General features: G+C 41.0%; 15 protein-coding genes and 1 tRNA gene. 7 read left to right on the top strand and 9 right to left on the bottom strand.

Annotated elements, in window-relative coordinates; all coding sequences use genetic code 11:
* Position 1: 1 nt before the first annotated feature.
* The 4 genes from flgC to AOG26_RS09320 form a co-directional block, all read right to left on the bottom strand.
* Positions 2-433 (bottom strand): flagellar basal body rod protein FlgC, encoded by a 432-nt coding sequence (gene flgC, locus AOG26_RS09305; RefSeq protein ID WP_054562219.1) that lies wholly within the window; start codon positions 431-433, stop codon positions 2-4.
* Between the two features lie 2 nt (positions 434-435).
* Complete coding sequence (flgB, locus tag AOG26_RS09310) at positions 436-846, bottom strand: flagellar basal body rod protein FlgB (RefSeq protein WP_054562220.1); 411 nt, start codon at positions 844-846, stop codon at positions 436-438.
* 165 nt (positions 847-1,011) lie between these two features.
* Positions 1,012-1,842, bottom strand: coding sequence for a CheR family methyltransferase (locus tag AOG26_RS09315; protein ID WP_054562221.1), 831 nt, complete (start codon positions 1,840-1,842; stop codon positions 1,012-1,014).
* A gap of 21 nt (positions 1,843-1,863) precedes the next feature.
* Positions 1,864-2,796, bottom strand: a complete 933-nt coding sequence (locus tag AOG26_RS09320; RefSeq protein ID WP_054562222.1) for a chemotaxis protein — start codon at positions 2,794-2,796, stop codon at positions 1,864-1,866.
* 142 nt (positions 2,797-2,938) lie between these two features.
* Here AOG26_RS09320 and flgA point away from each other — a divergent pair, with 142 nt between their 5' ends.
* From flgA to flgN, 3 genes are all read left to right on the top strand, one after another.
* Positions 2,939-3,643 (top strand): flagellar basal body P-ring formation chaperone FlgA, encoded by a 705-nt coding sequence (gene flgA / locus AOG26_RS09325; RefSeq protein ID WP_054562223.1) that lies wholly within the window; start codon positions 2,939-2,941, stop codon positions 3,641-3,643.
* 78 nt (positions 3,644-3,721) lie between these two features.
* Entirely contained in the window at positions 3,722-4,042 is a 321-nt protein-coding gene (gene flgM / locus AOG26_RS09330) for a flagellar biosynthesis anti-sigma factor FlgM (RefSeq protein WP_054553314.1), read from the top strand.
* A complete protein-coding gene (gene flgN / locus AOG26_RS09335; protein ID WP_054562224.1) occupies positions 4,035-4,466 on the top strand; it encodes a flagellar protein FlgN in 432 nt (143 codons plus the stop codon). Before flgM ends, flgN begins: the two co-directional genes overlap by 8 nt.
* Before the next feature lie 100 nt (positions 4,467-4,566).
* Here flgN and AOG26_RS09340 read toward each other — a convergent pair whose 3' ends face one another.
* Positions 4,567-5,025, bottom strand: coding sequence for an LPP20 family lipoprotein (locus AOG26_RS09340; RefSeq protein WP_054562225.1), 459 nt, complete (start codon positions 5,023-5,025; stop codon positions 4,567-4,569).
* 110 nt (positions 5,026-5,135) lie between these two features.
* Here AOG26_RS09340 and AOG26_RS09345 point away from each other — a divergent pair, with 110 nt between their 5' ends.
* The gene (locus AOG26_RS09345) at positions 5,136-6,326 is read left to right on the top strand and encodes a flagellar assembly protein FlgT (protein WP_054562226.1); all 1,191 of its coding nucleotides are present in this window, start codon (positions 5,136-5,138) and stop codon (positions 6,324-6,326) included.
* Here the strand turns inward: AOG26_RS09345 and AOG26_RS09350 are convergent.
* A complete protein-coding gene (locus AOG26_RS09350; protein ID WP_054562227.1) occupies positions 6,309-7,208 on the bottom strand; it encodes a LysR substrate-binding domain-containing protein in 900 nt (299 codons plus the stop codon). The genes AOG26_RS09345 and AOG26_RS09350 overlap by 18 nt on opposite strands.
* 109 nt (positions 7,209-7,317) lie before the next feature.
* Here AOG26_RS09350 and AOG26_RS09355 point away from each other — a divergent pair, with 109 nt between their 5' ends.
* From AOG26_RS09355 to AOG26_RS09365, 3 genes are all read left to right on the top strand, one after another.
* On the top strand, positions 7,318-8,046 hold the full coding sequence (locus AOG26_RS09355) for a glutathione peroxidase (RefSeq protein WP_054562228.1): 729 nt from the start codon (positions 7,318-7,320) through the stop codon (positions 8,044-8,046).
* Between the two features lie 233 nt (positions 8,047-8,279).
* Positions 8,280-9,713, top strand: a complete 1,434-nt coding sequence (gene nhaD, locus AOG26_RS09360) for a sodium:proton antiporter NhaD (RefSeq protein WP_082401589.1) — start codon at positions 8,280-8,282, stop codon at positions 9,711-9,713.
* Between the two features lie 181 nt (positions 9,714-9,894).
* The gene (locus AOG26_RS09365) at positions 9,895-10,959 is read left to right on the top strand and encodes a zinc-binding dehydrogenase (RefSeq protein ID WP_054562229.1); all 1,065 of its coding nucleotides are present in this window, start codon (positions 9,895-9,897) and stop codon (positions 10,957-10,959) included.
* 26 nt (positions 10,960-10,985) lie between these two features.
* Here the strand turns inward: AOG26_RS09365 and AOG26_RS09370 are convergent.
* From AOG26_RS09370 to AOG26_RS09380, 3 genes are all read right to left on the bottom strand, one after another.
* Positions 10,986-11,060 (bottom strand) — tRNA-Arg (locus AOG26_RS09370).
* 175 nt (positions 11,061-11,235) lie between these two features.
* Complete coding sequence (locus AOG26_RS09375) at positions 11,236-11,901, bottom strand: FlgO family outer membrane protein (RefSeq protein ID WP_054562230.1); 666 nt, start codon at positions 11,899-11,901, stop codon at positions 11,236-11,238.
* Between the two features lie 3 nt (positions 11,902-11,904).
* Positions 11,905-12,579 carry a FlgO family outer membrane protein gene (locus tag AOG26_RS09380; RefSeq protein WP_054562231.1) on the bottom strand — a complete coding sequence of 225 codons (675 nt, stop codon included), beginning with the start codon at positions 12,577-12,579 and terminating at the stop codon, positions 11,905-11,907.
* Positions 12,580-12,583 lie beyond the last annotated feature (4 nt).

Here is a 12,583-nt window from a genome sequence, read left to right on the forward strand (position 1 = left end):
GTTACCGTTGTCCTAACAACAGTGTTTTACTTAACATTTGCTTAGCTGCATCAGCAACTTGCACATTTGTTTGGTAAGAGCGAGAGGCAGAAATCATATTTGCCATTTCTTCTACAACATTAACGTTAGGTTTGTAGATATAACCATTTTCATCCGCACTTGGGTGGTTCGGGTTATATTCAATTTGTAGAGGTTTATCACTCTCTACAATGCCTAACACTTTAACGCCAACAGAAGAGCCCTGAGGATTGCTTTGTGATGCTGACGCTTTAGTCAACTCTGCAGCAAAAACAGGGTGGCGCGCTCGATATGTCTGATCTTGACTAGAACTAATCGTATTTGCATTCGAGATATTACTGGCTGTGGTATTTAAGCGAACATTTTGCGCACTCATACCGGTTGCTGAAATATCAAAAACATTATACAAACTCATGATTAAGCTCCTTGACTACCGAGGGCTTTTTTAAGGCCTTTAATTTTACTACTCATAAATTGCAGGCTTGCCTGATACTCTAATGAGTTCTGTACATACAAGTTTCGTTCCACTTGTATATCGACTGAGTTACCATCACCTGTATCTGCTTGATTTGGCGTACGAAACATTTCTGCGCTGCCAACAAAACGACTGCCCCCGGCAATATGTTTAGCATCGGTTCTTACCATGCTATTGCCGCCTTGTTGGTTGCTTTTTGCCGCTTTTAATGCCGAGGCAAAATCGATATCTTTCGCTTTATAGCCCGGCGTATCAGCATTAGCGATATTTGTCGCTAATAACTCAGCGCGTTGTGAACGGATCAACATCGCATGAGGATGAACACCAAATGCTTTATCAAAACTGATAGCCATAACCATCTCCAAAAAATTGACTCTGTAGAGGTTAATGCAAAAGCTAAGCCAAAAATTTAGGAGTAATTTGATTTATATAAGAGACTGAAAAATAAGTAAATTTAGCAACCTAAGGACTAGGTTGCTAAGGAGAGTTTACTTTTTCTGATAGTTGCTAAGGAGAGTTTACTTTTTCTGATAGATGATACCTGGGTTACAACGAACCATATCAAAGCTATCACTTAAGCCCGCCATTGATTCTGACGCACCTAAAAACAGGTAACCTTTCGGGTTTAAAGCTTGAGCAAATTGAGAAATGATTTTAGCTTTTACTTCTGGTGAAAAGTAAATCAACACATTACGGCAAAATATGATGTCAAACTTGCCCATTAGGGCATATGAATCGAGTAAGTTTAAATGTCTAAAGCTGACCATTTTACGTATAGGGTCAACTACCTGAGCCATTCCATTACCGCTGTCCTTGAAGAACTTTTGACGACGCTCCATCGACAAGCCACGAGCGAGCGCCAGCGAGTCATACTCAGCATTCTTGCACATATCAAGCATGGTATTAGAGATATCAGTGCCAATAATTTGCGCACCCATCTTTAACACACCTGGGTTTTTAGATTGGAACTCGGCAACAGACATGGCAATTGAGTACGGCTCTTGTCCTGATGAACTTGCCGCTGACCATATTTTTAGTGGCCTACGCACATCTTTAAGCTCAGGAAATAGTTTTGTTTTCAATAACTCAAACGGATATTGGTCACGAAACCAAAGCGTTTCATTGGTTGTCATCGCATCAACGACAGCGGCACGAAGCTGCCTCTCATGAGGGCTTAGTGTTTTACTTACCAACTGTGATAAAGACTCAACATTAAAACGCGCCATAAGCGGCGCAAGGCGGCTTTTAACTAGATAAAGTTTATTATCGCCAAGCACAATGCCACATTGTTGCTCTAAAAAAGAGCGGAATTGATCGTATTCGCTTTGTTGTAAATGCTTATTTTCCAAAGTAATACCACCTATAAATAATTAATCACAATGAACCCACTTCTTCACAGCTGTCGCTAATTCATCTGGGTTAAATTTTGCAATAAAATCATCAGCACCCACTTTTTCGATCATTGCTTGGTTAAACACCCCACTTAAAGAGGTATGCAAGATCACATGCAAAGGTGATAATTTTGGATCTGCCTTAATTTCAGCGGTTAAGGTATAACCGTCCATTTCTGGCATTTCTACATCAGATATTAATAGACCAACACGTTCAGTAATATCATTTTGACAATCGAGCTGAGCAATCTCTCTTAAACGTAAAAGTGCTTCTTTTCCGTTTTTAGCTAGTTCAGTTTGTACACCTAGAGGTTCAAGCGCACGCTTGACTTGGTTTCGAGCTACTGCAGAGTCATCAGCAATAAAAACAATACGCTCACCCAAGTCACGCTGAATCTCACCTTCACCAACTACTTCAGCACTCACTTCAGTGTTAACTGGGCAAATTTCGTTTAATATCTTTTCTACATCGAGAATTTCAACTAATTCGTTTTCAATCTCAGTGACCGCAGTTAGGTAAGAATAACGTCCGGCTCCCGAAGGCGGCGGCATTATTTTTTCCCAGTTCATATTCACGATGCGTTCAACACCACCAACTAAAAACCCTTGCACTGAACGGTTGTACTCAGCAATGATGATAAAACTGTCTTTGATATTTTCAATTGCAGGGCCACCTACAGCCATCGATAAATCAATAACAGAGATAGTTTGACCACGGATATGCGCAACACCGCGAATGTACGCATTTGATTTAGGCATGTTAGTAAGTGGTGGACATTGCAGAACCTCTCTTACTTTAAACACGTTTATACCAAAGCGTTGTCGCCCTCTGAGTTTGAATAATAGTAATTCAAGGCGGTTTTGCCCAACCAACTGAGTACGCTGGTTAACTGAGTCTAAAATGCCTGCCATTTCAATCTCCTAAAGATAAACAATCAGAGCTGGAACAATAATTGCCTTCTTTGTGTTAAAGCTACATAAGGTTACAAAGCGTCTGTTTTTTGACGCAAAATATTTATACCTTGTTTTCAACCATAAGCATAGTCGAAACAATATGAGTTTGTTAAAAAAAAGCCGAAGATACAGTGTTTTTTATTTTCTTACTAGCCTGTTGTTTACAACACAACTACAGGCAGAAGTTTATAATACCGAGCAACTTCAACAAATCGCCATCGATTTTGTTAGCGAGCAGCTCCCTGATCTGGACACCACACCTCAAATTAGTGCTTTACCATTAGATAGTCGCATTCCTGAGAGGTTATGTGAGTCACCAATTAACAAAGAGTTACCAACAGAGCCTCCTTTTAATCGGCAGGTAACTGTACAACTTAAGTGCCAAGATTTAAATAGTTGGACCCAATACGTTCACGTGCGCATTATTGAGCTCGAACCTGTGGTTGTTGTTACCACTAATTTAGCCCGTGGAGAGGTCATTCGCCCTGAACATTTACGCCTCGAAATGAAGCCAAAGCAATTTGTTAGAACGCAATATGTTCAAGATGAGGCTATACTTATTGGCAGTCGCAGTAAGCGCAATTTACGTGACGGCACACCTATTGTTATGAGCCAAGTTTGTATGGTTTGTAAAGGCGATAATGTAACTATCTATGCTTCATTACGCGGGTTAAGAATTAAAACCACCGGAATTGCTCTAGAAGATGGTACGTTAGACGAATTAGTACGTGTAAAAAACAAAAAATCAGGTAAAGTATTAAATGCACGTGTGGATGGGGTCGAGTCTGTACAAGTAAATATTTAATTTTTTATATTTATGCTAAAGTATCCGCTGTGCCCGCCGATATAAAGGCATATGTTGGGTAATGTATAGGTCAAAATTATGGTAAGCAATGTCAATAATGGTCAACAACAGCCTTCTGTGTTGACAAATACCAAGCAAAAAAAGCTTGATTTACAAAAAGATAATGCTAATGCAGCCGCTGCAAAATCGGCCGCACCAAAAGCAAGTGCAGATTCTGTGAGCTTAACTCCTCAAGCTAAACAGCTAAAATCTTTGCAAGAAAAAGCAGAGCAATCATCTGGCTTTGATAGCAATAAAGTGGCTGAGCTGAAAAAAGCAATCAGTGAAGGTAAATACCAAATTGATGCTGAAAAGCTAGCAAAGAACATCGCTGCATTCGAGTTTGATGTCTATGGCTGATCATAATCATTTAATAGCTAGCAAATTAACACAACAAGTTTCGTGCTTGGAGTCTATTGCTGCGCTGTTAGATGATGAGTTGACAGCCATTGCTGCAAAGCGTGGCGACGGATTAAAGAGTATTGCCCAACAAAAAATCTCTTTGCTCCAACAAATTCAAACCATTGATAAAGAAGTGCAAAAGCTTGTTGCGCACAACGAATCGCAAGATGACGAAGTAAGTGCACTTATTAAGCAAGTAAATACTCTCCTAGCAAGCTGCAAAAAGAAAAACGATGTAAACGCTCACGCGGCCCATCAAGCACAGTTGAGTGTTAAGCAACTTAAAGATATTTTAATCGGCGCACCATCATCGATGACCTACGACCAAGGCGGTAGCGTGATTCAAGGCGATAAGAAAATCGTTCACAACTTGAAAGCCTAAATACTATTTCATTAAAAAAGCGCGATAACTAAGTTATCGCGCTTTTTTAATGCTTGCAGAATTTGCTGGGCTTATACAGCAAGCCAATACTAAGTTGCACCTAATAATACGTTACTTTTTTCACTTGGCGCGGTTTTACTTCGCCGATGTATAAATCGTGCACTCGCTTCATATCAAGCTGTAATTCAGTTGCGTAGGTGTCCCCTACTGCATAGGTTTTAATAACCTGTGCACCTTTGATCACACCTTGTACTTGGCTTTGTAATTGATCATTATGAGCAATGCTGTTTTGCACTGTAGTGCCTGCGGAAATTCTTTGCCCGTAAACTTGCTCAGCAAGCTCGCGGTAAGCTTCAAGCTTTGAGGCTTTAATCGCAAGTAGAGTACGCTGCGATTCATTGCTACCTGGTTGAGCACTAATTGGCGCATAACCCACGGCTTTTAGCACTGGGTAGCTATCTGGCTCAATGTAAGTGTATTCTACATGTTTATCAAAAATACTACTGCAGCCAGTTAATGCTGCGCAGGCAACCAGCCCACCGAATAGAAGTGCTCGCATAATTTGCTTCCGCTTAAAACTCTTTGGCTACAAATATGCACGTTTAATGCCACTGTGGTACAGTCCTTGCTCATTTAGGTTATTCATTGGTTTTAATGCTAGGTGTCAGCATGAAAAATAAAACAATAGCCAGCTTAATAGGCCTTGGCTTAGCCTTTACAATTTTGTTTTCTAACAATAGCTTAGCGCAGTGGTTTGAATCTACAGGCCATGCAGTTGTAAAAAATGGCGATACGAGCCAAGCCAAATCTGCCGCCATTAAAGACGCCATAACTCAAGCTTTAGTGTTTTCTGGCGCTCGAGTAAGCTCTGTACAGACACTAGTTGACGGGGTTTTGACGCAAGATCAGCTAAAAATAAGCAGCCATGGTGAAATCCAGAAAATAGAATTGATCAGCGAAGATCGCCATAACGACACCTATGCCATCACGCTTCGCCTCGATATTTTTGCTCATGCAGAAGAATGCCCTGCAAACCAATACACCAAATTTATTGCCGTGACACAAAGCCAACTCGCCAATCGCGAGCAAGCGCGTATGGGCCAAATTTTTGACGTAAACAAAGCCATTAGTGAACACTTATATGCCAGCTTAAGTAATACGCAAATGGCAGCTAAACCGACAGCCTATTACAATATGCCGTTGCGAGTAGATCATTTTTTCACTCAGCAATACGATTACAGTAATGCGCTACTTGAAGAGATCACTAGCCGCAGTAACTCGCAATATGTATTACTGAGCCGTATTCGTGATTTATCGGTTAACCATAAGATCAATAACGATTATGCATTTTGGCAAGATGATAGTTTCAAGCGTGCATACAAAGTAGATTACGTCTTATTTGATGGCACCACTTACGAAAAGCTCTGGCAAAAAAGCTACCAAACAGAAGGTATTTGGCCGTATAAAAAGACTGAGATCATCGATGTATATAGCGACCGATTTTGGGCAACTGACTATGGCCAAGCTATTAGCGATATAAACCAAACCCTAACCTATGACTTACAAGCAGCCATGGCCTGCTTACCTACGCAAGGTAAAATACTGCATATCGAAAATGACAGGCTAATCATTAACTTGGGTAAGGCGCATGGACTTGAGCAAGGGCAAATTTTAAATATTGCCCATCATAATTACCTGACGGATGCACAGGGTAATAAACTCCCGCACAAAATCACCACACTTAATCAAATAAAAGTGACTCAGCTTTATCAGCAATCAGCGGTTGCCATGAGTATAGATAAGCAACCACTACCTAACATTCAAATTAACGATATTGTTGAATTAGCTGCTAGTGAGTAAATGAGCTTGTAGGCCTTCATGAGCATTTAGCCAGTTAGCTAATTGCTCAACACCAGCTATATGTGGGTAGTGCTTACGAGTTGCAATGACAACTTGGCGTTGCTGGTTTGGTGTTATAGCTAAATACTTCACTCCTTCACGTGGTGTACATGCAAGCTTAGGAACAAAGGTTACCCCATCATCCATTGCCACCAGCGCGAGTAAGGTTTCAATACTGTTACCTTTATATTGATTCGAGACTTCAACCCCAGCTGAAAAGCAAAATTGCTCAGCTTGCTCCTTAAAGCAATGCCCTTCGTTTAACATTAATAAGTCACATTCATGTAATTGAGCTAAGGCAACTTCAGTATGTTGTGCTAAAGCGTGTTGCTCAGAAACCGCAACTAAAAAGTCTTCTTTATAAAGCGGTGACACATGATAAGGCGCTAAATCGGCAACATCAGCAACAATTGCAATATCAATCTCACCATTATCAAGGGCCACCAGCGTTTGCGCTGTTTGCATTTCTATAAATGAAAACTGGGTTTCACTAAATGCCTGCTTCATAGAAGTTAAGAGTGTTGGCAGTAAATAAGGTGCAATGGTAGGAATAATACCTACATTGATTTTACCCTTTAGTGGGTCATGTGAGCTGGCAGCTATTTCTTTAAGCACTTGGGTTTGATCTAGGATCAGTGTGATCTGCTTAAGAAGTTGTTCACCTTGCACAGTCAACGTGACTTGCTTTGTTGAACGGTCAAAAATAACAACTCCCAGCTCTTGTTCAAGCTTTTTAACTTGCCCGCTTAATGTCGGTTGGCTGACATAGCAAGCATCAGCTGCTTTTCTGAAGTGCTTATATTGTGCAACCGCTTTAACGTATTCAAAGTCTTTTAAATTCATATTACACCACCAATAGCTTTTACCTATCATACTAATACAAACAAACGATTGGAGCTATCATAAATTAAATCGCATAATGGCACTCATCAAATCAAGAGGAATCAAAACAATGTTAAACAATATCGAAGGCCAAAAAGTACCAAACGTTACATTCGCAACACGTGTAGACGAGCAGTGGAAATCAATGACCACTGACGAAATTTTTAAAGGTAAAACAGTTGTGCTATTTGCATTACCAGGTGCATTTACACCAACATGTTCATCAACTCACTTGCCACGTTATAACGAGCTTGCGGCTGTATTTAAACAAAACGGTGTTGATGACATTGTATGTATTTCTGTAAACGATACCTTCGTAATGAATGCATGGGCACAAAACCAAGAAGCGCAAAATATCACTTTATTGCCAGACGGCAACGGCGAATTTACCGACGGCATGGGTATGCTAGTCGATAAAAACGACTTAGGTTTTGGTAAGCGCAGTTGGCGTTATTCTATGTTGGTAAAAGACGGCGTTATCGAAAAAATGTTTATCGAGCCACAAAAGCCTGGCGACCCGTTTGAAGTATCTGATGCAGATACCATGCTTGAGTACATTAACCCAGCACAGGTAAAACCAGAATCAGTGAGTATTATTACCAAGCCTAATTGTCCGTTCTGTACAAAAGCTAAAGCGTTACTAGAGACGAAAGGTTATGTGTACGAAGAAATCGTATTAGGTCAACACGCTTCATTAACTAGTTTAAAAGCGATTTCTGGTCGTGAGACAGTGCCGCAAGTATTCATAGGCGGTGAGCACATTGGTGGCTCTGACGATTTAGAAAAACACTTTGCATAATTTTCAAGTTGGGGCTGCTAATTGCAGCCCTTTATTATTTTAAAACCACAACACATTGATTAAATTATAAATTATATAACTGGTCTGCTCTCGCCATCACCCGTATTTATATTCAAAATACCAACATCTTAGTTACCAATTTGTTACATAAAGCAAAGAATGAATCTAAAATGTCTGCAGCTACATTTAACTTAAACCGTAACGAAATTAAGATGATTTAATTGGAATATACAATGAAAAAACTAACACAAGGATTGCTCCTTTCCTTGCTATGTTTCGGTGGCCAAGCTCATGCTGCGTCAACTGGTACTATCGATTTACTCACCCATCCTGTTGGCATTATATGCCTTGTTATTTTTATCTTTGCTTATGTGCTCGTCATACTCGAAGAAAAAATTCACTTACGCAAATCAAAACCCGTATTGGTTGCAGCCGGGATTATTTGGACCCTTATTGCTTGGCAGTACAGTGCACAAAACTTATCTGATCTTAGCACCGACGCATTTCGTCACGCCTTGTTAGAATTTTCGGAGTTAATGCTATTTTTGCTCGTTGCGATGACCTACATCAACGCCCTAGAAGAGCGTCGTTTATTTGATAGCTTAAGAAGCTGGCTGGTTGCTAGAGGCTTTAGCTACAAGCAATTATTTTGGATAAGCGGTGTACTGGCATTTTGTATTTCACCTGTAGCCGATAACTTAACTACTGCCCTACTTTTATGTGCAGTGGTAATGAAGGTAGCAGCATATGATAACCGCTTCATTGCTATGTCGTGCGTCAATATTGTAATAGCCGCAAATGCCGGTGGCGCATTCAGCCCGTTTGGTGACATCACGACTCTGATGGTTTGGCAAGCCGATGTTGTTGCCTTTACCGAGTTTTTTGTTTTATTCCTACCAGCTTTAGTCAGCTATATTATTCCTGCATTTGTTATGTCTTTATTTATCAATAACCGTCACCCGGATACGGCCGATGAAGATATTGAACTTAAACGCGGTGCGCTTCGCATATTGTGCTTATTCTTACTGACAATACTCACCGCGGTGGTGCTAAAAACCGCCTTTGGTTTACCACCGGTTGTGGGCATGATGATGGGTCTTGGCTATTTACAGTTTTTTGGTTACTTCTTACGCGTGACACTCCCCGGCTCTCTTGCCAGAAAGCGCGCCATGGCAGAGCGTGAAGGTGACAAAGAGCGCTTATCTCGCTTAGGTAACGTTGTTCCTTTTGATGTATTTAGCCGTGTATCGAGAGCCGAGTGGGACACGCTCTTGTTCTTCTATGGCATCGTTATTTGTGTTGGAGGCTTAGGGTTTATCGGCTACTTAGCGCTGCTTTCTGACTTACTTTATAACAACTGGTCTGCTACCGGTGCGAACATTATTCTTGGTTTAATGTCAGCGGTAGTCGATAACATTCCAGTGATGTTTGCAGTGTTACAAATGATGCCTGATATGTCGCACGGTCAATGGCTGCTTATTACGCTAACAGCAGGAATTGGTGGCAGCCTGTTATCAATTGGCTCTGCGGCAGGAGTTGCACTAATGGGTCAAGCGCGAGGGATCTACACATTTAATAGCCACTTAAAATGGTCGCCGGTCATTTTACTAGGTTACTTTGCTGGAGTATTAACTCATTTATACCTCAATACAGCCTACTTCGGCTAAGACTTAATAAAGTAAAAACCCTTATCACTTTGAGGGTTTTTACTTTAAATATTCCACAATGAGCAGTTTATAAACAGACATGTCGTAATAAGCTGTGTTTTTGTCGTAAAAAGTCAAGATTAAGGCAGGCGCTTTACTTTAGTCTAATAATTCACAAATAAGGTGAATTGAGGACACACATATGAGCCAAATGAATTCTGTTGCCATGCAAAATGGCAAGCTGCATGTAAAACAAATTGATATTCCTACACCTGGACCCGGCCAAGTACTGGTAAAAAGCCTAGCTTGCGGTATTTGCGGTTCTGATATTCATATAACCCGCCACACCAGCGATGTATTCGATATCTATAAAAACCTTGGCATCATGGCTAAAGATGCAGGCGATGACCAAGAAGTGTTATTAGGCCATGAGTACGCGGCAGAAATCGTTAGCTACGGTCCAAATACTAAAGGCGAATTAGCTAAAGGCACCCGCGTAACCTCAGTGCCAATTTTACTTTCTGCGGGCGGCGCTGGCGTAGGTGTAACCCCTGGGCTATATGGTGCCTACTCTGAATACTTTATTGTTGATGAAGCCTTACTATTACCTATCCCTGATGCTGTTCCATCAGAAGCGGCAGCCATTACAGAACCACTTGCTGTTGGCCTGCACGCAGTAAACCGCTCACAAATGCATAATGATGATGTTGCCATTGTGGTTGGCTGTGGCCCAATTGGCCTTGCCGCGATTGCCGCGTTAAAGCTTCAAGGCGTAAAACACATCGTTGCCTCTGATCCACAAGAGAGCAAAAAACAAATTGCCCTTGAATTTGGCGCCACAGAATATGTTAACCCTATGGAAGATGATGAAGTTGCTACAGCCGCAGCACTTGCGGGTAACAACAAGGTCGTTATTTTTGAATGTGCCGGTGTAAGCCGCTTATTGAACGACTACATTTTACGTGCACCGGCAAAAGCAAAAATCATTGTAACAGGTGTACATACCGCGCCACTAAACGTTAACTTTGCCTATGCCACAGTGAAAGAGCTCGACCTTATTTTCTCTTATTACTACCAGCCAGAAGAGTTTGCACAATCACTTGAGAACATTGCGTCAGGCAAAATTGCATGGCAAAAAATGCGTACTGGTAAAGTCGGCATAGACGGCGTACAAGGTGCATTTGATACCTTATTTAAACCAAACGACCATATCAAAATCATCATTGAACCATGGCGCACAGGCGAGCTTGAAAAAGTAACGGGTTAATTTAATTGGGGGTTGCTGAAGTAACTTGGTAGCCCCTACAGGAATCGAACCTGTAACTGCCCCTTAGGAGGGGGCCGTTATATCCATTTAACTAAGAGGCCACTCAAAAGTTGAGGTAAAGCTTGTAACTTGTAACTTGTAGCTTGTAGCTTGTAGCTTGTAGCTTGTAGCTTGTAGCTTGTAGCTTGTAGCTAAAATTATAACGGTCTAAGGCTTTGGTAATCAAGAGAATAAACCAATCGACTTGTGAGTAAGTCGATTGGCAAAATAATGAAGCTAGTTAACGCGAGCAGTTGCTGATTTGATTGACTCATTTTTTAGCACAAAATAAGGGATCACTTTTTGTGCGCTGGCAATAACCAGCTTTGAGTTTAAGTTAATTACTCGAGCATTCACTTCAACACCATTTGGGCGGTATATCAGCGTGCCTGTAAGTACATGGCTCGCGATGCGACGCTCGGCTAACTCTTCTACATCTCGCGACATCACAAAATCACCACGTGAGGTCACACTAATGATATCCATCGTTTTAAAATCAACAACGCCAAAGCCAAATTTTTGCAGCTGGTGCATCATTGTTTCAGAGAGTTGATTACCAAGTTGAGAGCTATTTTTAAGGCTCGCATCTAAATCAACAAAGCTAGTTATGGCTATTCCTAACTCGCTTTCTTGTTGCATGGTATCCACTAACTCAAGGGCCATTTGCTCGACATAATTAACAACGGTTTTATGATGTTGATAAGGCACAAATAAACGATGGTTAGCGTTATCCTGCTGCATATCATTTTGTTCAAGCGCTTGTAGCATAGCAACGTAATCGACTTGAGTATTTGCTGATGCAGGTACATTTTGAGCTGTATTTTGCGGCTCTGCTGATTGCTCTGGCAGCAATTGGCAGCCAGATAGTGCGAGCGTTAACGATGCTAAGATAAAACCTTTCATAGCTTACTCACTTGCTTGTTTTAGTGTAATACCATCACTGCGGTTGGTACTATCAAGGGCATCAACCACTGATTGCGGGATAAAACCTTGCGCTGACCCTACAACAGCTTTGCTTGCTAAACCAACAATACGCGCATTCACGAGCACACCACTTTGATGATTAACCAAAGTACCTGCCAATACATAATTGAAGTTTTGGTCTTGGCTAAGCTCTAAATAATCACGACTGAAAACATAATCACCACTTGGCGTAACACGCATATAATCCGTGGTTTTAAAATCAATGACAGGCACACCAAACGCATGAAGTTCATGAATAAAACTTTCGGCAATTTGATTACCCAGCAAATTTGTTGAGTTGTAATCTGCATCAAGGTACACAAAGCTTGAAACAGCAACTGGTGTGTTATCACTAACATATTGCAAGTTTTCAACTAAATCCTGCATGATGCCACGTACATAGTGATTGATATTTTTACGAGTTGGGGCTGCTGTAAAAGTGCTGTTATTCATTACCGCCTGATTGGTTTGAAACACACTGTCATTACTATGCGGCGCGGCAACTTCTCTTTGCGCAGCTAACTGAGGATCATTTTCGTGTTGTGTTGCATCACCAGTTAACATTGACGAGCAACCAAAGCCAAACGGCAAACATAAAGTTAAAATTAAACGTTTCATTAAA

Origin of the sequence: Pseudoalteromonas sp. UCD-33C (genome assembly GCF_001306895.1) — a bacterium.
Classification (GTDB): Bacteria; Pseudomonadota; Gammaproteobacteria; order Enterobacterales; family Alteromonadaceae; genus Pseudoalteromonas.

Excerpts from the sequence above, each read along its gene's own strand:
- flgC (WP_054562219.1), bottom strand. The coding sequence starts at position 433 with ATGAGTTTGTATAATGTTTTTGATATTTCAGCAACCGGTATGAGTGCG.
- flgB (WP_054562220.1), bottom strand. The coding sequence starts at position 846 with ATGGCTATCAGTTTTGATAAAGCATTTGGTGTTCATCCTCATGCGATG.
- AOG26_RS09320 (WP_054562222.1), bottom strand. The coding sequence starts at position 2,796 with ATGGCAGGCATTTTAGACTCAGTTAACCAGCGTACTCAGTTGGTTGGG.
- flgA (WP_054562223.1), top strand. The coding sequence starts at position 2,939 with ATGAGTTTGTTAAAAAAAAGCCGAAGATACAGTGTTTTTTATTTTCTT.
- flgM (WP_054553314.1), top strand. The coding sequence starts at position 3,722 with ATGGTAAGCAATGTCAATAATGGTCAACAACAGCCTTCTGTGTTGACA.
- flgN (WP_054562224.1), top strand. The coding sequence starts at position 4,035 with ATGGCTGATCATAATCATTTAATAGCTAGCAAATTAACACAACAAGTT.
- AOG26_RS09340 (WP_054562225.1), bottom strand. The coding sequence starts at position 5,025 with ATGCGAGCACTTCTATTCGGTGGGCTGGTTGCCTGCGCAGCATTAACT.
- AOG26_RS09345 (WP_054562226.1), top strand. The coding sequence starts at position 5,136 with ATGAAAAATAAAACAATAGCCAGCTTAATAGGCCTTGGCTTAGCCTTT.
- AOG26_RS09350 (WP_054562227.1), bottom strand. The coding sequence starts at position 7,208 with ATGAATTTAAAAGACTTTGAATACGTTAAAGCGGTTGCACAATATAAG.
- AOG26_RS09355 (WP_054562228.1), top strand. The coding sequence starts at position 7,318 with ATGTTAAACAATATCGAAGGCCAAAAAGTACCAAACGTTACATTCGCA.
- nhaD (WP_082401589.1), top strand. The coding sequence starts at position 8,280 with ATGAAAAAACTAACACAAGGATTGCTCCTTTCCTTGCTATGTTTCGGT.
- AOG26_RS09365 (WP_054562229.1), top strand. The coding sequence starts at position 9,895 with ATGAGCCAAATGAATTCTGTTGCCATGCAAAATGGCAAGCTGCATGTA.
- AOG26_RS09375 (WP_054562230.1), bottom strand. The coding sequence starts at position 11,901 with ATGAAAGGTTTTATCTTAGCATCGTTAACGCTCGCACTATCTGGCTGC.
- AOG26_RS09380 (WP_054562231.1), bottom strand. The coding sequence starts at position 12,579 with ATGAAACGTTTAATTTTAACTTTATGTTTGCCGTTTGGCTTTGGTTGC.